The organism is Stenotrophomonas sp. 8(2023) (assembly GCF_030345295.1).
Classification (GTDB): Bacteria; Pseudomonadota; Gammaproteobacteria; order Xanthomonadales; family Xanthomonadaceae; genus Stenotrophomonas; species Stenotrophomonas muris.
In genome coordinates this window covers 1,553,222-1,574,463 of sequence record NZ_CP128404.1, presented here as the reverse complement: position 1 = coordinate 1,574,463, position 21,242 = coordinate 1,553,222, and the positions used below count along the sequence as shown (strand labels likewise).

At 66.1% G+C, this 21,242-nt stretch carries 26 protein-coding genes and 5 tRNA genes; 14 read left to right on the top strand and 17 right to left on the bottom strand.

The genetic code is table 11. From position 1 onward, the window contains the following. Positions 1–149: 149 nt before the first annotated feature. From QP609_RS07320 to QP609_RS07280, 9 genes are all read left to right on the top strand, one after another. Entirely contained in the window at positions 150–374 is a 225-nt protein-coding gene (locus tag QP609_RS07320) for a hypothetical protein (protein WP_014646649.1), read from the top strand. Continuing rightward, on the top strand, positions 371–619 hold the full coding sequence (locus QP609_RS07315) for a hypothetical protein (RefSeq protein WP_134808701.1): 249 nt from the start codon (positions 371–373) through the stop codon (positions 617–619). The genes QP609_RS07320 and QP609_RS07315 overlap by 4 nt, the downstream gene beginning before the upstream one ends. After that, the gene (locus QP609_RS07310) at positions 616–765 is read left to right on the top strand and encodes a hypothetical protein (RefSeq protein ID WP_289213894.1); all 150 of its coding nucleotides are present in this window, start codon (positions 616–618) and stop codon (positions 763–765) included. The genes QP609_RS07315 and QP609_RS07310 overlap by 4 nt, the downstream gene beginning before the upstream one ends. 338 nt (positions 766–1,103) lie before the next feature. Continuing rightward, positions 1,104–1,376 (top strand): hypothetical protein, encoded by a 273-nt coding sequence (locus QP609_RS07305; protein WP_289213893.1) that lies wholly within the window; start codon positions 1,104–1,106, stop codon positions 1,374–1,376. Next, on the top strand, positions 1,373–1,699 hold the full coding sequence (locus QP609_RS07300; RefSeq protein ID WP_289213892.1) for a hypothetical protein: 327 nt from the start codon (positions 1,373–1,375) through the stop codon (positions 1,697–1,699). Before QP609_RS07305 ends, QP609_RS07300 begins: the two co-directional genes overlap by 4 nt. Further along, positions 1,696–1,935 carry a hypothetical protein gene (locus QP609_RS07295; protein WP_289213891.1) on the top strand — a complete coding sequence of 80 codons (240 nt, stop codon included), beginning with the start codon at positions 1,696–1,698 and terminating at the stop codon, positions 1,933–1,935. Before QP609_RS07300 ends, QP609_RS07295 begins: the two co-directional genes overlap by 4 nt. Continuing rightward, entirely contained in the window at positions 1,932–2,420 is a 489-nt protein-coding gene (locus QP609_RS07290; protein WP_289213890.1) for a hypothetical protein, read from the top strand. The genes QP609_RS07295 and QP609_RS07290 overlap by 4 nt, the downstream gene beginning before the upstream one ends. A gap of 7 nt (positions 2,421–2,427) precedes the next feature. After that, positions 2,428–2,820, top strand: a complete 393-nt coding sequence (locus QP609_RS07285) for a hypothetical protein (RefSeq protein ID WP_289213889.1) — start codon at positions 2,428–2,430, stop codon at positions 2,818–2,820. Next, the gene (locus QP609_RS07280) at positions 2,817–3,515 is read left to right on the top strand and encodes a hypothetical protein (RefSeq protein WP_289213888.1); all 699 of its coding nucleotides are present in this window, start codon (positions 2,817–2,819) and stop codon (positions 3,513–3,515) included. The genes QP609_RS07285 and QP609_RS07280 overlap by 4 nt, the downstream gene beginning before the upstream one ends. Before the next feature lie 136 nt (positions 3,516–3,651). Here the strand turns inward: QP609_RS07280 and QP609_RS07275 are convergent, their stop codons facing one another. Beyond that, entirely contained in the window at positions 3,652–4,344 is a 693-nt protein-coding gene (locus QP609_RS07275) for a hypothetical protein (protein WP_289213887.1), read from the bottom strand. Positions 4,345–4,424: 80 nt separating this feature from the next. Between QP609_RS07275 and QP609_RS07270 the strand changes: the two genes are divergently transcribed. The 3 genes from QP609_RS07270 to QP609_RS07260 all read left to right on the top strand — a co-directional run bounded on the left by QP609_RS07270 (position 4,425) and on the right by QP609_RS07260 (position 7,019). Beyond that, positions 4,425–5,786: a DNA cytosine methyltransferase gene (locus QP609_RS07270; RefSeq protein WP_289213886.1), complete on the top strand. Its 1,362-nt coding sequence runs from the start codon at positions 4,425–4,427 to the stop codon at positions 5,784–5,786. Positions 5,787–5,995: 209 nt separating this feature from the next. Next, positions 5,996–6,682 (top strand): hypothetical protein, encoded by a 687-nt coding sequence (locus tag QP609_RS07265; RefSeq protein WP_289213885.1) that lies wholly within the window; start codon positions 5,996–5,998, stop codon positions 6,680–6,682. 55 nt (positions 6,683–6,737) lie between these two features. Then, positions 6,738–7,019, top strand: a complete 282-nt coding sequence (locus tag QP609_RS07260; RefSeq protein ID WP_155761159.1) for a hypothetical protein — start codon at positions 6,738–6,740, stop codon at positions 7,017–7,019. Here the strand turns inward: QP609_RS07260 and QP609_RS07255 are convergent. The 4 genes from QP609_RS07255 to QP609_RS07240 form a co-directional block, all read right to left on the bottom strand. Next, entirely contained in the window at positions 7,007–8,122 is a 1,116-nt protein-coding gene (locus QP609_RS07255; protein ID WP_289213884.1) for a site-specific integrase, read from the bottom strand. The two genes, QP609_RS07260 and QP609_RS07255, sit on opposite strands and share 13 nt — an antisense overlap. 161 nt (positions 8,123–8,283) lie before the next feature. After that, a tRNA-Cys gene (locus tag QP609_RS07250) sits at positions 8,284–8,357 on the bottom strand. 66 nt (positions 8,358–8,423) lie between these two features. Further along, positions 8,424–8,499: transfer RNA gene (locus QP609_RS07245), tRNA-Gly, on the bottom strand. A gap of 142 nt (positions 8,500–8,641) precedes the next feature. Continuing rightward, a tRNA-Gly gene (locus QP609_RS07240) sits at positions 8,642–8,717 on the bottom strand. Positions 8,718–8,847: 130 nt separating this feature from the next. Between QP609_RS07240 and QP609_RS07235 the strand changes: the two genes are divergently transcribed. Together QP609_RS07235 and QP609_RS07230 are read left to right on the top strand one after the other, a co-directional pair. Further along, a complete protein-coding gene (locus QP609_RS07235; protein WP_046429875.1) occupies positions 8,848–9,249 on the top strand; it encodes a hypothetical protein in 402 nt (133 codons plus the stop codon). Further along, entirely contained in the window at positions 9,242–9,691 is a 450-nt protein-coding gene (locus QP609_RS07230) for a hypothetical protein (RefSeq protein ID WP_014646638.1), read from the top strand. The genes QP609_RS07235 and QP609_RS07230 overlap by 8 nt, the downstream gene beginning before the upstream one ends. 2 nt (positions 9,692–9,693) lie before the next feature. Here the strand turns inward: QP609_RS07230 and QP609_RS07225 are convergent, their stop codons facing one another. The 12 genes from QP609_RS07225 to kdsB form a co-directional block, all read right to left on the bottom strand. Beyond that, the gene (locus QP609_RS07225; RefSeq protein ID WP_075075705.1) at positions 9,694–10,608 is read right to left on the bottom strand and encodes an HlyD family efflux transporter periplasmic adaptor subunit; all 915 of its coding nucleotides are present in this window, start codon (positions 10,606–10,608) and stop codon (positions 9,694–9,696) included. After that, the gene (locus QP609_RS07220; RefSeq protein ID WP_032959314.1) at positions 10,605–11,333 is read right to left on the bottom strand and encodes an ABC transporter ATP-binding protein; all 729 of its coding nucleotides are present in this window, start codon (positions 11,331–11,333) and stop codon (positions 10,605–10,607) included. The genes QP609_RS07225 and QP609_RS07220 overlap by 4 nt, the downstream gene beginning before the upstream one ends. 10 nt (positions 11,334–11,343) lie before the next feature. Beyond that, entirely contained in the window at positions 11,344–12,483 is a 1,140-nt protein-coding gene (locus tag QP609_RS07215) for an ABC transporter permease (RefSeq protein WP_032959316.1), read from the bottom strand. Next, positions 12,480–13,943 carry an efflux transporter outer membrane subunit gene (locus tag QP609_RS07210; RefSeq protein ID WP_032959318.1) on the bottom strand — a complete coding sequence of 488 codons (1,464 nt, stop codon included), beginning with the start codon at positions 13,941–13,943 and terminating at the stop codon, positions 12,480–12,482. The genes QP609_RS07215 and QP609_RS07210 overlap by 4 nt, the downstream gene beginning before the upstream one ends. Positions 13,944–14,311: 368 nt before the next feature. Continuing rightward, positions 14,312–14,387: transfer RNA gene (locus QP609_RS07205), tRNA-Gly, on the bottom strand. A gap of 114 nt (positions 14,388–14,501) precedes the next feature. Then, complete coding sequence (locus QP609_RS07200; protein ID WP_197621237.1) at positions 14,502–15,608, bottom strand: NAD(P)/FAD-dependent oxidoreductase; 1,107 nt, start codon at positions 15,606–15,608, stop codon at positions 14,502–14,504. Positions 15,609–15,747: 139 nt separating this feature from the next. Next, positions 15,748–15,823, bottom strand: a tRNA-Gly gene (locus tag QP609_RS07195). Between the two features lie 249 nt (positions 15,824–16,072). Further along, the gene (pgsA, locus tag QP609_RS07190; protein WP_012510614.1) at positions 16,073–16,699 is read right to left on the bottom strand and encodes a CDP-diacylglycerol--glycerol-3-phosphate 3-phosphatidyltransferase; all 627 of its coding nucleotides are present in this window, start codon (positions 16,697–16,699) and stop codon (positions 16,073–16,075) included. A gap of 18 nt (positions 16,700–16,717) precedes the next feature. Then, the gene (gene uvrC, locus QP609_RS07185) at positions 16,718–18,562 is read right to left on the bottom strand and encodes an excinuclease ABC subunit UvrC (protein ID WP_197621238.1); all 1,845 of its coding nucleotides are present in this window, start codon (positions 18,560–18,562) and stop codon (positions 16,718–16,720) included. After that, positions 18,559–19,971: a hypothetical protein gene (locus QP609_RS07180; RefSeq protein WP_197621239.1), complete on the bottom strand. Its 1,413-nt coding sequence runs from the start codon at positions 19,969–19,971 to the stop codon at positions 18,559–18,561. Before QP609_RS07180 ends, uvrC begins: the two co-directional genes overlap by 4 nt. Beyond that, the gene (locus QP609_RS07175) at positions 19,968–20,456 is read right to left on the bottom strand and encodes a low molecular weight protein-tyrosine-phosphatase (protein ID WP_014646609.1); all 489 of its coding nucleotides are present in this window, start codon (positions 20,454–20,456) and stop codon (positions 19,968–19,970) included. Before QP609_RS07175 ends, QP609_RS07180 begins: the two co-directional genes overlap by 4 nt. Beyond that, on the bottom strand, positions 20,453–21,226 hold the full coding sequence (gene kdsB, locus QP609_RS07170) for a 3-deoxy-manno-octulosonate cytidylyltransferase (protein WP_111205958.1): 774 nt from the start codon (positions 21,224–21,226) through the stop codon (positions 20,453–20,455). The genes QP609_RS07175 and kdsB overlap by 4 nt, the downstream gene beginning before the upstream one ends. Between the last annotated feature and the right edge of the window lie 16 nt (positions 21,227–21,242).

The following is a 21,242-nucleotide window of genomic DNA, read 5'->3' as shown; positions in this document are numbered from 1 at the left end:
AAATTTAGCTGTGGGATAAATTTCCCCGCCGGCCATCAGCCGGCGGGCGACCGGCGGGTCGCCACCCTGCCCGGCCCCTCCCCTCGCCGGCAATAGCCGCCCCCTCGGCACCTGACCCGCCGGCGCCCTCCTTCGAACAGGAGCGCGCCATGTCCCATCGCTACGCCGACCCAAGCCCCTGCCTGCTGCCGCTGTTGGCCGTGAAGGCCCTGCGGGCCGTGGCAGCACGCGATCACAGCACCGCCCGAACCCTCTGGGTCCGCAGCAAGGGCGAACACAACCGCAACCAGCTGCGCCGCTCCCGGCGCATGGGCGTCGCCAGCCTCCGGCTGGAAGCCTGCTCGCGCGACATGTCTGCGGAGGTGCGGGCATGAGCGCGCTTGCAGCGAAGAATCATCACCTGTGGTGCTTCAACTGTGACGAGAACAGCCCGGGTGCTGAGAGCGTTGACGACTGCGAGGATCTCGCCGGGCGCGAGGGCTGGGTGCTTGGAATCGACATCGACGGCGGCGGCGGAGCGCAGTACGCATGCGCCGACTGCGCCGAACTCCTAGATGAAGCGCTTCCTGTCAAAAGCCTGCGGGCAATGCGGCAAGAGATTGGCGGAGGCGCAGCATGAGCCGCCGTCTCCGACTCGCCTGGGCAGCCGTCGCGCTGTTGGCCGCAGTTGTCGTGCCGCTGCGCATCGCCGAGATCCACCAGGCGCACACAGACCGCGATGCGTCCAAGGCGCGCTGGGCGCTCAGCACTTCGGTGAGGGGCTGACCATGCGACAGACCGCTCGCCCGCTTCCAGACTCAGTGCCCCTGTGCGCACCCGGCCATCGACCGCAAATCGTCGTGACTGAAGGCGCTCCGACCGGACACCGCCTGGGCGCACCTTGCCCACCGCTGCTGCACATCGAATGCCACCGGTGTGGCCTCGCCACGCGTCCGGTACCGATGGAAAAGGCCGCGCTAGCCGAGCTGCGCTGGACCGATCCGAGCCTCGCGCACCTTCGCATCCCGATCTCCCTGCTCGCCCGTCATCGGGGCGAGGTCCTGGCCGAGATCGCCGCCGCCTCCCCTTCTACGCCCATCGCTGCCTGACCAGGAGAACTGCCCATGGCCGCTCCACTGAAGCCGAAGGAAAAAGCCGCGTTGCTCGCAGCGCATGGTGCTTCCGACCTCACCCTCCACCGCACCGCCAACGGATTCGCGCCCCGCAACCGCCCCGAGAAGCTGTTCACACGCCGCGTCATGAACTGGCTGGATGAGCGCGTGCTGATCAGGTACGACGACCCGCAGCTGCCACGCAAGGCGACCTTGACCGCCATCGGCATCGCCGCCGCCGAGGCCGAGCTCGCCAAGGCCCGTGACGTGGCGCTGTCTGCATGAGCGCGCAGCCAACACTGCCTGTCGAGCAGCAGTTCGCCACAGGCCACCAGGGCGAGTCGCTCGTGCTGATGGTGTGCCAAGGCTGGCTATGGGCCGGCCTCTACACCGCCGCGCCGCGCGAGTCGCTCCTGAAGGTCGCCGCCAGCGCCAGCCGGAGCGTGGGGGTATCGCAGCACTCGCTCACGCTCGGCGGCGTCTCGTTCTCGCTCAACCGACTCGCTGCACAGGCCGCGCACCGCTGGCTCGACCGCCAAGGCGTGCGCGTTCGTTCGATCCCCCCCAACAACCGCGCTACGCGCCGCACGCGAGGAATCGCCGCATGAACCGTTCTGTTGTCATCTACGGGCCGCAACGCTGCGGCAAGACCTCCAACGCACAGGAACTGCGCACGCACTTTGGCCTGCGTAAGGTACTGGACGATTGGGACGGCCACACCGCATATCCCCTGGAGGACACGCTCGTCCTAACCAACAATCCCGATGCCGTTGCTCACCACTCATCGCGTGTCCTGCACCACGGCTGGGCAATGCGCGAGCTGCTCGCGGAGGGCCGCGCATGAGCGCCCGCCCGCAACAGATCGGCCGGGCCGCCGAAGTGCGCAAGGTCCTGTCCATGTTCCCGCAAGGCGCAACGGTCGAACAGATCAAGACCGCTGGCCGCATCAACAGCACGCACCAGGCTATCGGCTACACGTTGAAGGGGTTGGCACGCAGCGGCCAGGCCATCTGCCACCGCTCGGGCGTGCGCGGGATCTGGCGCCTATCCAGCCACACGCAACATGCGATCGCACCACTGCGTGCGGCACCCGCGCGGGAGCGACCAACCTGCGTGGTAGGTCCTCTCACCGGCGTCAGTGACGCAGCAACCACGATCCGACACCGGGAACTCGACCGGCAGCAGCTCGCCGAGGACCTGGAGGCTTTCCTCGCGGCGGGCGGGCACATCGAGGTGCTCGGGCACACCCCACTTCGCCCGCTGATGAGCCGGCACACCGCCAACCACGGCAGCTATGCAGAGCGCATGGCAGCCCATGAGATGGACTGAGGCACGCATGAGCAGCGAATCCCACGCCGCAACCGCCACCGAACCCGGCAGGCACGGCAGTACCTATTCCGATGGCCCCGTCTGGCACGCCTTCGGCCTCAGCCGCGCCGCCTATCACGTGGTGCCGCGACGCACCCTGCAGTCGATGCCGGTCGAGTGGCAGGCGCGCTTTGTCGCGCTGATCGAGGAAGCACGCGAAGTGCTTCCTGATGAGGCTTTCCCTGAGTACCAGGTGATTCGCATCGAAGGCGGCAAGTTCGCATCGGACCCCAATCGCCGCTATCGCCACGCCGCGCCCTTCCCCCTTCGCACCGCTGGCGCCGAGCAAGCGTCCCAGGTAGTGCCGCTCGCTGGCGCGTTCGTCAACACCGACACCCAATTCAAGCAGGCCCGCCGATGACCGAGAAACTTGCCACTCTCCCCACGAACTGCCCCGTTCTGCGCGACGCATTCGAAACGATCAGCGCGCTCGCTGTCGAGGCTGTGTGGCTGCCCAACCAGGCAAAGGCCATCACCCTCGGCCAGGCCCAGACCGCGCTGCGGGATCTGCACCACCGCCTGCCTCGCTTGCAGGATCTGCGCGTATTCGAAACCGCCGTCACCGCCTATCGCGCCACCCTGCGCAGCAGCATGCAGGATGGCGACACGCCGCTCTGCGATACGACCCGCGCCCGGCTGGCGCAGGCCGACGAACTGCTGGAGCTGGTCAGGAATCAGAGCCGCACTGTCATCGATCCTGCGGACCCGTGGCGCGGCCTGTACCACCCGAGTCGCCTCTCCGCGCGCAACGCCGACGGCGAGATCCCGTGCCATCCGGATGTGCCAATGTGGGCTGACGGTCGCGAGGTGTCGTTGCGGCCGTTGTTCCTCGCGCAGGGTTTCGACCTGGTCGTGATTGAGGGCGAATTCTCCGAAGAAGGCATCGGATCTGGAGTCCTCAGCGCGGCGCAGGAACTGCACGACTGGAATCCGACGGCACCCGGCGAGGACTGGCGTCTCGTGTGGCTGGGCGAGACCGAGGACGGCCTCGCAGCCTGGTTCGTGCGACCGCTGGCAGTCGCGGCATTGGCACTGAAGCAGGCCGCACATGGCTAACCGGTCCGGCGCGCTTCGCTCCGTCTCTCAGGTTCAAGAATGGCGACAGCGCTTCAACAAACGCAACTCCACGTCGCGTAAAGAAACGTCAGCAAACCCATTGATTGGATCCGTTCATTTGACCAGAACTCAGCTGCTAGATCAGGCGCGTTGCTGCCTCGTATTCGTCGCTGACCTTAATAGCCCATGTTGCTACGCGGGCCGGGTAGTTGGCATCCACATTCGAACTAGCGTTCGCCGCTTCCGCAAAAGCAGCGTTCAGTCGCGCAGTCACCAATACACCCGTAACGGTTTTCGACAGAACAGGGCCAACTTCGTTCAACAGCTGGAGCGCGAAGCGTCCTTCTCTCTTTACGTTGTCGATCGCCGTTGCCAACGAAATCGCGCCATTCTGAACAACACGCTGGCCAGCTTCATTAAAGGTCTCAGGGTTATCTACCGCAAAGAGCAGGGCATCAAGCGCTTTCGAGAAGTTGGACAGAAGCGCCAACAAGCTATCTCGCTCCTTCAATCGCTCCGCTTCTCGCTGTTCATCAGCGCGCTTCCACTCATCGCGCATGAGCTCAACGGTTCGTATGTGCTGCTCGTGCGACAGCTCAACGGTTCGTTTGTGCTGCTCGTGCGACAGCTCGAGCGTGGCGTCATGCTGCTGCTTCGCAAGTTTGTCCTGAGTCTCCAACTGGTTTTTCGCCACCATCAGAGCCTCCTTGGATTGCTTGCGCCCCAGCCAGATTGCAACAATTATCGTTCCCACTGCGACCACGGCCTGGGCAACAATCGCGAAAGTCTGATAAGTAATCCACTGGAGCGTTTGAGCGTCGGTAGACATGTTCGGCCTCGATTCATCGGTTACGCGCCGCCAGTTTTGCGGTACGTCCGGCGTCCTGCCGGCATGTCGGATTATGCCCGATGAAGTACCTCTCGCTCTTCTCGGGCTTGGAAGCCGCCCACCTTGCGCTCGATGCCAGGGGCTGGGAATGCGTAGCCGTTTTCGAGATAGACCCCGCGGCGTGCGCGGTGCTGCGGCATCGCCTGCCTAACGTGCCGAACCTTGGAAGCGTCACAGAAATCACCGACGAGCAGATCGCCGCGCTTGGCCCTATCGATGCAGTGATTGGCGGCAGCCCGTGCCAGGACCTGTCCATCGCGGGGCGCCGTGCGGGCCTCGGTGGCGCCCGCTCTTCCCTGTTCCACCACCAACTGAGGATTTTCCATGCAGCTCGACATTTTTGCGGGGCCCGCTGGCTCTGGTGGGAGAACGTTCCCGGAGCCTTCAGCAGCAACGACGGCCGAGATTTTGCTGTGGTGGTTGGTGAAATGGCAGGATGCGACCTCACTGTCCCCCGCGATGGCTGGGCCAGCGAAGGCATGGCAGTCGGTCAGCACGGGCTCGTCGAATGGAGCGTGCTGGATGCGCAGTGGTTCGGACTGGCGCAGCGGCGCCGCCGCGTGTTCGCTGTCCTCGATACTGGAAACTGGACCGATCGACCGCCGGTACTTCTTGAGCCCGACAGCCTGCGCGGGGATTCTGCGCCGCGCCGAGGCCAGGGGGAAGGAATTACCAGCACCCTTACGGCTGGCACTGGAAGCAGTAGCGGCCCAGGGATGCGAGCAGAGTGCGACGGCGGAAACGGCCTGATCCAGCACACTCTCGGATACGGCGGCGGCCGCATCAGCGGGGAGATTGAGGTGGCGGCATGCCTCACCGCGAAAGGCATGCGCATCGACTTCGAAGTGGAGACGTTCCTTGTCCAGCCGGTGGCGCACACGCTGCGTGCCGGCGGATTCGACGGCAGCGATGACGGCACCGGCCGCGGCACCCCGCTGATCGCCTTCGACTGCAAGGCGGCAGGTGATACCGAAATGTCGATCGGAGACGTCCCCGGCACCCTGCGCGCCGCGCACGGCGGCGGCCATGCAGCCGTGGCTTACGCTATCCAAGCCGGCGCGACCAGAGTCAACCCGGCCAGCGGCCCGGACGGTGTCGGCGTGCAAGCTGATCACGCATACACGATCGAGGCGCGCGCCGAGGTGCAAGCCGTTGGATACATGCCCAACCAGGTCCGCCGCCTCACCCCGCGCGAGTGCGAGCGTCTGCAGGGCGTCCCTGACGACTGGACGCTGACGCCGAACGCCAAGGGGAAGCCCATGGCAGATGGCCCCCGCTACAAGATGCTGGGCAACAGCTTCGCGGTCACTGTCATCCAGTGGATTGGCGCGCAGATATTCGCTGCTCACCATGCCTCAACAGCCTCCGCCGAGGCCCTCTAATGAACTTGAACGTCGCTCGCCAGAGAATGCCGAGGAGTACGAGCTTTTCCTTGCGCAGCAGATTGCCCAGGATCGGAACAGCCAGTGTCCCGCACACCAATAGTCAAGAGACACTGTCACTCGTACGGCGTGTAGTCCTCAGCTGGCATTCCTACAAAATCACGGAACCGGTTCGCGTACTCGATGCTAAGCCCCTTGAAGAAGATCAAATGATCCTTGAGGAGTTGGAAGTCTCCTGGCCTGCCTACGTAGCGAACCCTTCGCTCCGGAGCGCTGTCAGGGTGGAGCTCTATAGTTCTTGCAGCCATAAGCCGGACCATGTCATTCAATGTACGGCTGTTGCCGATCAGAGTTGCCAGATCAGCACCCAAGCTGTCAGGAAGATTATGGATGCGGCCTTCCACTCTCTCGCTCCCCGGAAGCATAGGGAACGAGCACTCTCGGAGAAGAGTATCGAGCGCGCGCGTGCTCAAGACCTTTACTGGCTCGCTTGGGACTACAGCGGAATCGATCAAAGGAAGCAAAGAACTAAGCCGCGCGGGCAATGCTGTGACCTCGTGCAGCAGCAGCCGACCGATAATGCGGGCATCCTCTTTTCGAAGCCTGACAGAATCAGCGTGCTGAAACCGCGCAATTTGGGCAGCGCGCTGCGAAGTCCTCCAAGCGAGCACCGCAACGACCACAGTTACCAAGCCGACCGCTCCACTGACGACAGCCGGCCAGTCGATGACGCACGTGCTACTCAGTACCTGACACTCCAAGATGCCATCGCTCCAAGACACGTAATCTTCCTTGCCCGTTACGCGGGCATCAACCTGAGTATGGCGATCTTCTCACGCGCCTGCCAAATACAGGAAGCATGCTTGATTGCATCCGAGGCCCGCGATGCGGCGTAGCCAACTATCACCGGAAGAGCACGACGACACCTTGGGCCTGGAAGGAGCCGCAAGGATGCTGCGGCTTGGCCTAGAGGCGATGAAAGACTTGGTGGACAAGGGGGAGGTGCCCGCTGTGCGCTTGAACCAGAAGCACACGGTCATGCTCCGAGAGGACCTGATCGACTTTCTGCGCTCGGAAGGGCGCAGGCAAGCTGCCGAGCGCAAGAAGTCGGCCATCGGGAACCGGCCTGCAGCCAACACGCCCGAATCACTGCCGACTAGACGTGCAAGCAAGTCCCGCCGCACGAAGCTTCCGGACCTCCGCGCCTATGAGCAGGCCGATCACCAGAGCTGATCAGCCAAATCGGAAGCACGCAGGTTGGCATACCTTTTCAGCTGACGCGGATCGCGATGCCCAGTGATGCTCGCGATCTTGATGTCCGTCAGTGTGGTTTTTTCGTACAGTCGGCTCGTCGCTTCGTGACGTAGATCGTGAAAGCCCAGATCCGCGCATCCGGCCGCGACGAAGATGCGCTCGAACTGGCGCGACAACTTGCTCGATACTCGCCGTAGGGCCAGCGGGCTACGCTCGCCCGCCCAGAACGGGAATAACCGGCCATCGTAGTCACTCTCATACGCCGCAAGCTTCGCCAGCAGTACCGAGGTCATGGGCACCTGACGCTTGCTCCCGTTCTTTGTCTTGTCCAAGAAGATCGTGCGCCGCGCCACATCGAGCTGGCTGCGCTCTAGCGTGTAGATTTCCCGCATGCGCATGGCCGTTTCCAGCGCCATGTCGAACATCAGAATCAACGCCTCCCGCTGCGGCAGATCGAGCGGCCGCTGCCGCCCCGGAGGCTTTGCGCCGGCTAGGATCTCGCGGATGCGTTCTTCCTCACCAGGTTCCAGACGGCGATCGCGCTCCTGGTCAGTTTTCGCTTCACCGTCGATGCGCTTCACAGCTACCTTGTCGTCGGCCGTGTACGTCGAATAGCCACGTGGCAGAAGCCGCAATGGATTCATTGGCAGCGCGCCATGCGCAGCCAGCCAGTCCAGGGCGCGCGACAGGGCACCCACGTAGTGCCGGATGGTCGAAGGCGCGAGGTTCTGCTCACGCTTCATTGCCGTGACCCACTCGGTCGCCCACGTAAAAGTCAGCTGCGGCAAGGTGATGCCGATTGGCAGGCGCGAGAGCAGAACGGGCAGCAGCTGCTCGTCATCGACCGAGATGTGCTGCGCGCTCCGATATTCGCTGACCTGGCTGCGTAGGTCCTTCGCCGCCGCCTTGGTGTTGGTCAGCTCCTCCGGCACCACCCCACGGTCGAGCAGCGCCTCGAGGCGGCGCACGTACTCGTCGCCCTCCGCCTCCGAGGCGAAGCTCAGATAGACAGGCTGCGGCAGCAGCCCCGCCCGCTTGATCGTGTACTGCCAGGAGTCGCCCCGGCGTCGCTTGGTTGCCATCCCTGCTCAAACTCACGTAAACGCACTCGGCACATGTTAACGCGAGTTTGCCACCCGGAAACGGGTGGCAGACCGATGATTTCAGAGCCGAATCAGGGGATTTTGGCTAGGACTGCCAAACGTCAGGCAAAGAAAAAGCCCTGATAAATCAGGGCTTTATTTGGAGGCCTCAAGCGGAATCGAACCGCTGTAAACGGATTTGCAATCCGGTGCATAGCCACTCTGCCATGAGGCCAACGTACTGCGCGCCAGGAACGGAACCCTGACAAGACAAAACCCCATGATGGGGCCTGTCGGAACATGGAGCGGGAAACGAGACTCGAACTCGCGACCTCAACCTTGGCAAGGTTGCGCTCTACCAACTGAGCTATTCCCGCGTAAGCCGACATGCTACCGGAAATCCGGAAAACACACCAGCGATTTCACCTTTCTGACTGCGCGCAAAGCCTTGCGGCTCAACGTGCCCCGCCTTGCCGTGGCGGGAGAAAAACAAGGCCCCTGCCGGGGCCCTGTAGAATCTGGAGCGGGAAACGAGACTCGAACTCGCGACCTCAACCTTGGCAAGGTTGCGCTCTACCAACTGAGCTATTCCCGCAGATTCCGTTCGACCTGCGTCGAAGGAGCGCTATTGTGTCCAAATTCCTTCACGCCGTCAACAGTCTTCACATCATGCGGTCACGGGCGTCCGCAGTGGGGTACGCTGCCCCGCCCAGCCCCATGCGCCCATGTTCCTCCGCGGCAAACCCTTGTTGATCGCCCTGCTGCTGCATCTGCTGGTGGCGCTGCTGTACTGGGCACTGATTCCGCTGGGAATGAACTGGTATCGCGACCATTTCGGCTTCACCGCCCATCGCGACATCGGCCTGGGCATCGCCCAGTTCCATCTGTTCTGGATGTTCATTGGCGCCCAACTGCTGATCGCAGTGTTGCGGCCATTGTTCGCCAAGCTGCTGGTGCTGGCGGCGCCGCTGGCGTTCGCCAGCTGGACGCTGATGCACGACCATCCGCTGCGCCTGGTGTACTTCACCGTTGGACCTGGCCTGCTGGCACTGGCCGCAATCGCCGCAAGCCTGCGCTATTCGTCGCGGGCAACCTCCCGCTACACCACGGACACCACCGATGCCTAGACGTTACATCCGCCTGTTCTGGCTGCTGGTCGCGCTGACCTGGCTGGCGCTGATCGCCGCACTGGTCAATGCCGGCTTCACTCCGGACTACTGGCTGCTGCACCACCTGGAAGGCGCCGAACTGCCCTACCCGACCAGCACCGTCATCGTCTTCGCGTTGCTGGGCACGGTCGAACTGGTGGTAGCCGCCTTGATCGTGCGGCCGTGGAGACTGAAACGCCTGTGGCTGCGCCTGCTGATCGCCTTCGCCCTTCTGCTGCTGTGGTCGGTGCCGTGGATGCTGTCGGCGATGCATCAGCCGCCGGTACAAGGCATGCATCTGCTGTGGCTGCTGCTGTTGGACGTGGGCCTGCTGCTGGCGCTGTGCATGGTATCGGCGGTGAGCGCGTGGCGGGCGTTCAGGCGTCGAGGGCGCGCGGATGCGCCCCCGTTGCAGCACTAGGCCTACTTCCGGAACTCCACCCGCACATGCTGGCCGAAGCGCGCCTTGGCCTCGCCATCGAACTCCAGCACGCACTCCACCACCTTGGCCACGCCACGCCCCGCGTCTTCAGGCAGGCGAGCCTGCGCGAACACCGGGCTGATGCGTACCACGCGTGCGGGCGGCAGCGTGCTGGCGTTCTCGGCACCATCGCTGTCTGGCACCACGGTGGCCCTCATGCCCACCTGCACGGCATCGGCGTAGGCCGCGCTGAGTTCGGCACGTACCTGCAGCGGGCGCGCCGGCAGCAGTGATATCGCCGGCTTGCCGGCCTGCACGAAGGCGCCGAGGCCCGGCACCTGGCTGACCACGGTGCCGGCTTCCGGCGCGCTCAGCGACATCTGCTGCAGTTTCAGCCTGGCGTGTTCCAGCTTGTGCTGGGCCATGTCGACCTGCGCACCGGCCACGTCGACATCGGCGCGTACGCCAGCCAGCTGCTGCTTGGCCGCATCGGCCTGCTGGTTGGACGACACGCCTTCGCTCGCACCCGTGGACAGGCGGGTGGCATTGCGCTCCAGTTCGCGCAGCTGCGCCTGGCTGCCCTTCAGGCGGTCATTGGCCAGTGCGAGATCAGCGGTGGCCATCGCCACTTCCTGCTGCAGCAGCGCACCGTCCAGCGACAGCAGAAGCTGCCCCTTCTTCACCGTGGCGCCCTCCTTCACCAGCGCGGCGGTGATCGAACCATCCACCGGCGGCGCCAGCGCGATCAGGCCACCCTCGACATCGATGATGCCGCGCGCCACCGCAACCTTGCCGGCGGTGGCAGTGCTGGCTTTACCTGCAGGTGCCTGGGCGGGCGCGTCCCTGGAACAGGCGCAAAGCAGCAGTGCCGCGGACAGTACCAGGCTGAGGGGAAGCAGGTGCGACGTCTTGGTCATGGGGCGGACTCTACGGTTTCGTTCTGGCGGCGGTCATCACGGACCATGCCGTCTTCCATGGCGATCACCCGATCGGCATGCCGGATCAGGCGCGGATCGTGGCTCACGCACAGCACGGTGGCGCCATGCGCACGTGCGTAGCGATGCAGGATGTCGATCACGCGCTGGCCGTTCTCGGCGTCCAGCGCGCTGGTGGGTTCGTCGGCGAAGATCAGTGTCGGCGACTTGGCGAAGGCACGGGCGACGGCCACACGCTGCTTCTCACCGCCGGACAACTGCGCCGGGCGCATGTGGCTGCGGTGGCTGAGGCCCACTTCTTCCAGCGCCTTGCGCGCCAGCGGCTCGCTTTCGCGATTGCGCATGCCGCGGTAGCCCAGCGGCAGCTGCACCTGCTCCAGCGCAGTCAGTGCCGGGAACAGGTTGAAGCCCTGGAACACGAAGCCGACATGGTGCAGGCGGAAGCGCTCCACCTCGCCGCGGGTCATGTGGCCCACGTCCTGGCCCAGCGCGTGCACGCGACCGCCATCCGGCGCGGACAGGCCGGACAGCAGCGACAGCAGCGTGCTCTTGCCGCACCCCGAAGGGCCCGAGACCAGGGTCAACTCGCCCGGATAGATGTCCAGCGACAGGCCGCGCAGCACCGGCACCTGTACATCGCCGGACATGAAGCCTTTTTCCAGTGCGTCGGCCTGCAACGTGGGAGCGACGGCATGTTTGGAGGTCATCGGCCGGTCCTCAACGCAGCAGCAACGATGGATCGGAGCGGACCACACTGCGTACCGCCATGATGCTCGACAGCATGGCCATCACCGCGACCAGCGCCACGCAGCCGATGATGACCATCGGCGTCAGCTGCACCGGCACGCGCTGGGACTGTGCGATCAACAGCACGACGGTACTGAACGCCGCCGCCAGCAACATGCCCACGCCACCGATCAGCAATGCCTGCTCGAATACCACCCGTGCCAGCGCGTAGCGACCTGCGCCGAGCGCGTTGAGCGTGGCGTACTCGCGCACCGAACCAGCCACCACCGAGGCGAACGACTGGTTGGTGATCACCGCGCCGACGAAGCAGACGATGACCGCCATGAACAGCACCGCGATGCCGGCGCCGGTGTCGAACAACCAGTACTGCTGCGAACGGCTGGCGAACGCCGGCGCGGTCCAGAACTCGACCGGCGTGGCCTGGCCCATCGACGCAGCGAGGCGGTCGCGCACGCGGTCGGCCAAGTCCGGCGAGCGCAGGCCCGCCACGAAATAGGTGCTGCCCTCGTGCGGATCGGTACCGGCGATGGCACGCGCGGTATCCAGCGAGGCCAGCACGTTGACGCCACCGAGGCCACGCAGGCCCGGTTGCGCGGCGACCACACGCACCGCCTTGCCATTGATCCATGCACGGTTGCTCTGCAGGTCCACGCCGAGCGTATCCAGGTCGGCGCTGTCGACGATCACCGCCCCCGGCTCGCGCAGCTGCGCGCGCAGGTCGGCAGGCAGGATGCGCGCGAACATCATTGCGTCATCGCCGGTGGAGATGCCGGACAGGTACACCGACACGTTGCCGGTACCCTGCGCACCCGAGCGCCATTCGCCATCGACCCACTCGTAGGGTTCGACGCGGGTGACATCCGGGTCCATGCGCAGGTGGCTTTCGACGTCGGCGCTGATCGCATGGCCGTAGTTGACGCTCTGGGTGCCGGGGAAGCCGGCCCAGATGTCGGCCGAGGACGCTTTCACGTAGATCGCAGCGGTACCGAAGATGCCCAGCACCAGTGCCGCCTGCACGATCAACAGCACACCGGCGAAGCACATCGCCAGCACCACCGGCAGGAACCGGCGCCACTCATAAGCCAGGGTCTTGCGGGCCAGCGCGATCATTGCGATTCGCCCTCACCCTCGACAGGCAACGGAGCACCACCGAGGGCGCGGTAGAGCGACGCAAAGGCCAGCACGCGCGCACCCTGTGCACCGATCAGGTCGGCCTGCGCGGCGAGTGCCGCACGCTGTCCGTCAAGCCCATCGAATTCGCTGGACAGCCCCAACTGCACCTGCCGCGCCTGCCGCTTGACCTGTTGCCCGGCGGCATCATCGGCCGCGCGCAGCGACTGGATGCTGCTGTCCTGGCGCGCCAGGCTGCCGAGCGCGCCTTCCACTTCGCTCACGCCTTCCAGCACCGCCTTGCGGTAACCCAGCAAGGCGGCATCCAGCTGCTTTTCATCGGCATGGAAGCGTGCGCGGCGCTGGCCCCAGTCCCACAGCGGAATATCGATGTACGGGCCGATGGACGGGCTCGAATCGGAATTGGAGCGGGCGTTCTGGGTGAGGTTGTAGGCGTACAGGATGGAGCCACCGAGGCTGACACGCGGATACATCGCGGCGCGTGCCGAACCCTTGCTGGCAGCAGCCTGCATCACCTCCGATTCGGCCAGCAGGATCTGCGGCCGATGGCGCAGCAGATCGGCCGGGACCTGCTGCAGCGAGAACGCACCCAGCGTCGGCGGCGTGCGATAGGCACGCCAGGCCGGGTCCGGGCCATCGCGTCCCAGCAGCAAAGCCAACGCACGGGCAGCGTTGTCCGCGTTTTCCCGTGCCTGTGCCGTGGCCGCGCGGGTGGCGGCCTGACGTGCACGCAGGCGATCAAGTTCGCCGGGCTCATCAAGGCGCAGGCGCTGGCGTACCAGGGCCAACTGTTCGCCGCGATCGTCCACCGCCTGCTGGCGGGCCAACAGGTCCTGCTGGGCCTGCGCCACGGTCAGATCCAGATAGCTGCGCACCACGTCGGCGATCACCGCGACCTGCGCGGCACCACGCAGCGCCTCGGCGTTGCCGGCCGACGCCTGCGCGCTCAACTGCGCGCTCTCGGCGGCGCCGAACAGGCCCAGGTCCCAGATCGCTTCGATACCCGCGTGGAAGTAGGTGTCGACCGCAGCGGCATCCTGCACCTGCTTGGCGCTGGCCGTGATTTCCGGCAGGAAGCGCGAATCGGACGTGCCGGCGACAATCCGCACGGCCTGCAGGCGCAGCGTGGCCTGCTGCAGGTCGAGGTTGCCGGCGATGGCCTGATCGACCAGTCCATCCAGCGCTGGGTCGGACAACACTTTCCACCACTGTTTGGCGTCCACCGCCACGCCTTGGCCCTGCGGCACCTGGGTCCAGGTGCTGGGCGTGCGATCAGGCAGATCCGGAACCGGCACCGACATGCAGCCCGCCAATGCGAGACTTGCGAGCAGCGCGCCGGGTCGCAGCACTGCCTGCAGGGAGAGTCCGCGCCCCGTCCTGGGCACTGCCACTGAAGTGATACGCCTGACCACCAGCCCGCCAACGTGTAGAAGGAGCATGAAGGCTACCGTGCGATTGTGGAGCGAACATGGAGAAATGGTCCGAAAAAGGTCACAGCACGCGTGCGGTTCAGGCAACGCCGGCGCAGGCCTTTCGCCAGCCTTTCAGTGCCTGCAGCAGGCGGAACACTGGTGCGGATTCCAGGTCATTGCGTCTGTTGCAGCCCCTCGTGCCAGGTGCTTCCGATCGTCCCCACGATCGCTGCGCCCCCCCGTCATGCCGATTGCGACACCAATGTCGGAATCGCCCCCAGCTGCAGACTTACCACGCCCACCATGAAAATGTCGTGGCCCGCCTGTAGCGACCCGCCTGGCCAACGTCATGACAAACGAAAAACGCCCCCTTGCGGGAGCGTTTTTCTTGAATCTGGAGCGGGAAACGAGACTCGAACTCGCGACCTCAACCTTGGCAAGGTTGCGCTCTACCAACTGAGCTATTCCCGCAGATTCCGTTCGACCTGCGTCGAAGGAGCGCTATTGTGTCGATATTGCTGCACGGCGTCAACAGGAATTTTCACCGGCATTGCGGGAGGCGTTCAGGCCCTCAGGACCGACACCTCAGGTTCGCAGGCCACGGCGGTGGAAGTAGACCTGCTCGGCGATGCGCCGCGTGGCCCCCGTGTGCAGCAGTGCGTTGAGCGGCCAGTCGGCCTGCAGATGGTCCATCGCCCAGCGCAGCAGGCGCTTGCCGTGGAATGCCGGCGCCACCTGCCGCGCCACCCGTTCCGCTTCCGGCCCTTGCCCACGCAGATGGCGGGAAATCGCCTCGCCGACCGCCCAGCCGTGCCGCCACGAGGAGTGGATGCCGCCGGCGGACAGCGGCGAGACGATGCCTGCCGCGTCGCCGGTCAGGATCACGCGTTGGCCGGTGAAGGGCCCATCCGGCCGGCCGCACGGGACCAAGCCGGCGCGGGTGGCCGAGGGACGCGCCGAAGGCGGAATGCCGACCACATCGCGCACATGCTCAAGGAAACCATCGATATCTGGCGGCCGCACCCGGTCCGGATCATGGCGCACTGCCAACCCGACCTGCAGCCCGGTCGGATTCTGCGCGACCCAGCCGATGTAGCCCGGTGCGTGGCGCTTGCTGACGAAGCAATGCAGTGCATCGCCCTGCGACACCTGCAGGCCGGCGAACTCACGCTCGACGCCGTAGAGGTTGTCACGCACCTGGCCAAGCCCGGTGCGTTGTGCCACGCGTGAGCGTGCGCCGTCAGCGCCAACCAGATAGGCGCATCGCCCTGCCCCATCCACCTGCCAGCTGTCACCACTGCGATGGGCGTCGGTGAAGGACTGCTGCAGGCGCAGGTCGACGCCGTTCGCATGCAGCTCGCTGGCCAGCCAGCGCATCAGGTTCGGCGTATCGGTGGTGAGGAAGTAATAGCCCGGTGCGGCCAGCAACACGCTGCGAAGGTTCGGCGCATACAGGCGCACGTTTGCGACCCGGTCCACCAGATGTTCGGGCATGCGCCCCAGCCAGGTCTCCTCCATCGCTTCTTTCACCACGATACCGGTGGTGTGCAGGCGCTCGCCGGGGTCGACCTTGCGTTCCAGCACGCAGACGCGCAGACCGTACTGCGCGGCGGCCAAGGCGCAGGCGGCACCGGCGAAACTGGCGCCGACGATGACCACATCGTGGTCGTAAGCAGAGGATTGATGAGGCATCGCGGCATCGCCGGGCTGGAACGGAGATACAGCTTCGCGAGCACGCGTGGTGAGGCGATGGGGTGGCGGTGAAGCAGGGATGAAGTGCCCTGCACACAAACGAAAAAACGCTCGCTTCCGGGAGCGTTCTTCTTGAATCTGGAGCGGGAAACGAGACTCGAACTCGCGACCTCAACCTTGGCAAGGTTGCGCTCTACCAACTGAGCTATTCCCGCTTGGGAGGCGAAATTCTACCTGTTCCAAGGATGGCGTCAAGCGGTTTTTCCGGGGCCTGCGAGGCGCCTTGCACCGCGTATCCATGCATGGCGTGGATCTACCACGGCATCCCCGCAAACTGATGGATCCGCACCATCCGTGGACGCAGCATTTCCAGTAGGTCCACGCCATGCGGGGATAGGCGCATCGATGGGGTCAGAGCCCTTTCCTTCGGAAAGGGATCCGACCCCGGGGCTCAGACCCCGGGCTCAGTTGCCCAGCTTCTTCTGCCGCGCACGCTCGCGCGCAGCGCGCTCATCGTCGCGCAGGCTCGGCCAGGCGGCGTGCAGGTACTGCAGGCCCGACCACAGGGTCAGCACGGCGGCAATGGCCAGGGTCCAGTCGCCGATATGGAACACCGGCCAGCCCATCCAGATGTCTTCCACCGGCACGTTCGGGGCCACCGAATACAGCAGGCACAACAGCGCGACCATCTGCGCGGTGGTCTTGACCTTGCCGATCATCGCCACGCGCACCTTCGCGCGCTGGCCCAGCTCGGCCATCCATTCGCGCAGCGCCGACACCGCGATCTCGCGGCCGACGATGACCGCCGCCCAGAACGCCATCCACGGCGTCGGATGACCCTGCACGATCAGGAACAGCGCCACCGCCACCATCAGCTTGTCCGCGACCGGGTCGAGGAAGGCGCCAAAGGCCGACTCCAGCTGGTAACGGCGTGCGATCCAGCCATCGAGCCAGTCGGTGATCGCGGCCAGGCCGAAGATCGCCGCCGAAGCGAAGTTGGTCCAGGTGTAGGGCAGGTAGAACACCAGCACCAGCACCGGGATCATCACGATCCGCAACAACGTCAGCCAGGTGGGCAGGGTCAACTTCATGCTTGCGTGCTTCTCTCTCTACTCGGCCGCATCAGGCGTGGCCAACCCGTGCAGGTTAGCGTAGATACGTGCCGCGAGGGCGTCATTGATGCCTTCCACCTTGGCGATCTCGGCTTCGCCAGCGGCTTTCAGGCCCACCAGGCCGCCGAAATGCTTGAGCAGGCTGGCGCGGCGGCGCGGCCCGATGCCGGGGATATCCTCCAGCTTGCTGGTCATCCGCGCCTTCTGGCGGCGCCCCCTGTGGCCGGTGATGGCGAAGCGATGCGCCTCGTCGCGCACCTGCTGGATGAACTGCAGCGCCGGGCTGGCCGCGCCCGGGCGCAGCTCGCGGCCATCGGGCATCACCAGCGCTTCGTGGCCGGCACGGCGCTCCACGCCCTTGGCCACGCCCACCAGCAGCACGCCTTCCACGCCCAGATCGGCCAGTGCGGCCTGGGCCTGCGACAGCTGGCCGGCGCCACCGTCGATCAGCAGCACGTCCGGCAGCGCGCCCTGCTCTTCCACTGCGCGGCGGAAACGGCGGTCGATGGCCTGGCGCATGGCGGCGTAGTCGTCGCCCGGCTCGATGCCGCTGATGTTGAAGCGGCGGTACTGCGCGCGCACCGGGCCGGCGGCGTCGAACACCACGCACGAGGCTACGGTGGCCTCGCCCAGGGTGTGGCTGATATCAAAGCACTCGACACGCTTGACCGGCTCGGCCAGGCCCAGCATCTCGCGCAGCGCATCGCTGCGCGCGTGCTGCGCATTGCGGCTGTTGAGTTCGGTGGCCAGGGTCAGCTGCGCGTTGCGGCTGGCCAGTTCCACATAGCCGGCGCGCTCGCCGCGCACGTTCCACTTCAGCTGCACCTTGCGCTCGGCCGAGGCCGACAGCGCGGCGACAAGGAGGTCGGCGTCGGGAATCTCGCGGTCCAGCAGGATCTCGCGCGGCGGCTCGAATTCGATGTAGTACTGCGAGACGAAGGCGGCAAGCACCTCTTCCGGGCTTTCCTCGCCATTGGTGCGCGGGAAGAACGGGCGGGTGCCGAGGTTGCGACCATCACGGAAGGCCAGCAGCAGCACGCAGGCCTGCGAGCCCTGCATGGCCACGGCCAGCACATCGAGGTCCGCGGCGCGGCCATCCACGTACTGGCGGGTCTGCATGCTGCGCAGCGAGGAGATCAGGTCGCGCAGGCGCGCGGCCTGCTCGAACTCCAGCGCCTCGCTGGCGGCCTGCATCTGCTCGCCCAGTTCGCGGGTCAGCTCGTCACTCTTGCCTTCCAGGAACAGGGCGGCGCGGCGCACCGACTCGGCGTACTCCGGCGCCGGGACCAGCTCCACGCACGGCGCGCTGCAACGCCCGATCTGGTATTGCAGGCACGGTCGCGAACGGTTGCGGAACACGCTGTCCTCGCAGCTGCGCAGCTTGAACAGCTTGTGCATCAGGTTCAGCGTCTCGCGCACGGCGGTGACGCCGGGATACGGCCCGAAGTAGTGCCCAGGAATGGCACGCGGACCACGATGCAGCGCGATGCGTGGCCAGTCCTCGCGGGTCAGCAGCACATGCGGATAGGTCTTGTCATCGCGCAGTGAGACGTTGTAGCGCGGCGACAGCGACTTGATCAACTGGTTTTCCAGCAGCAACGCCTCGGCTTCCGAGCGCGTCACGGTCACGTCCATGCGCGTGATCTGCGAGATCATCGACATGATCCTCGCGTTCTTCGGGCTGCCGTTGAAATAGCTGCCGACACGGTTGCGCAGCGCGCGCGCCTTGCCCACGTACAGCAGGGTGTCGTCGGCGGCGTACATGCGGTACACGCCAGGGGCGGTGCTGAGCTGGGCCGCGAAGGCCTTGCCGTCGAAGGCCGGGGCGGGAACGTCGGTCATTCGCTGATCGGGACTTCGCTGAGCACGCCGCTGTCGGGGTCGAATCGCAGCACGGCATGGGCGTCAGTCTCGGCGATCCACACCGCACCGGCGCCCACCGCCAATCCGGCCGGGCCATGCAGGCGGCGCGGCAGCGGCTGGGTGGTCAGTTCACCGCCGCCCAGGCGCAGCGTGCGCAGGCGACCGTTGCCGGTATCGGCAATCCACAGCAGCGGAGCGTCCGCGCTCAATGCGATCGCCTGCGGATACTGCAGGCTGGCCTGCGCACGCGGGCCGTCTTCGCTGCCGAAGCGCCAGGGCCCCTGCCCGACCAGCGTCTGCACCAGGTCGCCGCGCAGTTGCAGTGCACGGATCGAGGATCCCAAGGCGTCGGCGACGTACAACACCTGCTGCACAACGGCCAGCGCAGTCGGTTGGGCAAAGGCAGCCAGGTGGCCGCTGCCGTCACGCTCGTCGATGGAACCACTGCCGGCGCGCCATTGCAGGCTGCGCTGGCCCAGGTGGTAGCTCCAGATGCGGTTGTCGCCGGCCATCGCGATGTGCAGCTGGTTGTCGGCGATGGCCAGGCCGACAGGATGGTCCAGCGAGACCTGCCGCGCCTGCGCCACCGGACCTTCCATCGGCGCACCGGGACGTCCGTTGCCACACAGCGTGTCGACGATGCCGGTCAGCAGGTTGATGCGGCGCACCGCATGGTTGCCGGTGTCGGCGACGTACAGCAAATCGCGCTCCAGCACCAGCGCCTGCGGGCGGTGGAACGCCGCTTCGGCCAGGTTGCCGTCCATGAAATCGGCGGTACCGAGGCCGAACTGGCGCAGGATGCGGCCGCCATGGCTGCATTCGAGAATGCGGTGGTGGCCACTGTCGGCGATGTACAGGCGTTCGGTGCTGACCGCCAGGCCCAGCGGGAACCGCAGCGCCTGGCGTGGTTCCGGATGCAGTTCGCTGCCGCCGCGCGGCGGCGCCGAAGGCGCGCCCTGGCACAGCGTGTTCAGGGCGCGCTCCAGTTCACCGGGTGCTCCCTGCCCGACCAGCCGCTGCTGCTCGCGACCCTGCGCGTCCAGCAGCACCACGGTCGGCCAGGCGGTAACGCCGAAGCGGCGCCAGCCATCCCAATCGGCATCGAGCAGTACGGGCATGGCCAGACCCTGGCGGCGCAGCAGCTTCAGTGCGGCACTGGCGTCGCGCTCGAAATCGAAGCGCGGCACCTGCAGCACCAGCGGCTGCAGCTTGCCGGGGTGGCGCGACAGCCATTGGCCGAACTCGGCCAGGCGTTGCGCACTCCAGGCGGAGGCCGCATTGACGAACAGCAGCGCGACCGGCCGGCCGCGCAGCTCGGTCAGGGTGCAAGGGGTGGCATTGAGCCAGGTGGCGAACTCGGGCAGGTCCGGGACGGGCTGGACGTTCATGACCCGATTATGCCGGAGTCGGCGTCATGCAACAGTCGTGCCACCGCACGTTTTGCAGCATCGTCGACCAGCGACCAGACCTGTTCGAAATGATCGCTGCCGCCGGTGTAGGGGTCGGGGATGGCTACCCGCCCCTGAACGCCCGACCAGGGCAGGTACAACGCCAGCCGTTCACGCTGGGCCGCCGACGCCAGGCGCCCTGCATCACGCAGGTTGGCCTCGTCGGCACACAGGATCCAGTCGAAACGGTCGAAATCCACGGCCTGCAGCTGGCGTGCGCGCAGGCCGCCGATGTCCACGCCGTGCCCGGCCGCGCAGGCGATCGCGCGGCGGTCCGGCGGCTCGCCCACGTGCCAGTCGCCGGTGCCAGCCGAATCAACCTGCACCCGCCCGGCCAGCGGCGAGGCATCCAGGCGTGCGCGCAGCGCGCCTTCGGCCATCGGCGAACGGCAGATGTTGCCGAGGCAGACGACCAGCAGCCTCATCGCGGCGCCATCGCCTGCAGCAGCCCCTCGGCGCGCTCCAGGTCCTCGGGCGTGTCGATGCCCGGCGGGAACGGCTCGGGCGAGATCGCCACGCTGATCGGATAGCCCGCTTCCAGCACGCGCAGCTGCTCCAGCGATTCGACCTGCTCCAGCTGGCCCGGCGGCATCGCCGCGAACTGCTGCAGGAAGCCGGCGCGATAGCCGTAGATGCCGATGTGGCGCAACCAGTGGTGGCCGTCCGGCAGCGTGTCGCGGCTGCGTGCGAAGCCGTCGCGGTGCCAGGCGATCGGCGCGCGGCTGAAGTACATCGCCTCGTTGCGCACGTTGCGCACCAGCTTCACCACGTTCGGGTCGAACAGGGTGTGCGCGTCCTCGACGGTCGTGGCGAGAGTCGACATCGTCGCAGTGCCTGCGACCAGCGCATCGGCCACCGCACGGATACCGGCCGCCGGTGCGAACGGTTCGTCGCCCTGCAGGTTGACCACCACCGTGTCATCGGCCCAGCCGGCAATGCGTGCGCATTCGGCCAGGCGATCAGTGCCGGAGGCGTGCGCGGTCGCGGTCATCGCCACCTTCACTTCGGCCAGCCCGGACAGCGCATCGGCAATGCGCTGATCGTCGGTCGCTACCCAGACTTCACGGGCACCGGCCTGCAGCGCGCGGCGCGCCACATGCAGCACCAGCGGCTCGCCGCCCAGCGGGCGCAACGGCTTGCCCGGCAGCCGCGAGGCGGCATAGCGGGCCGGAATGGCGACGACGAATTCAGTCATGCAGGCGGTACTCGGC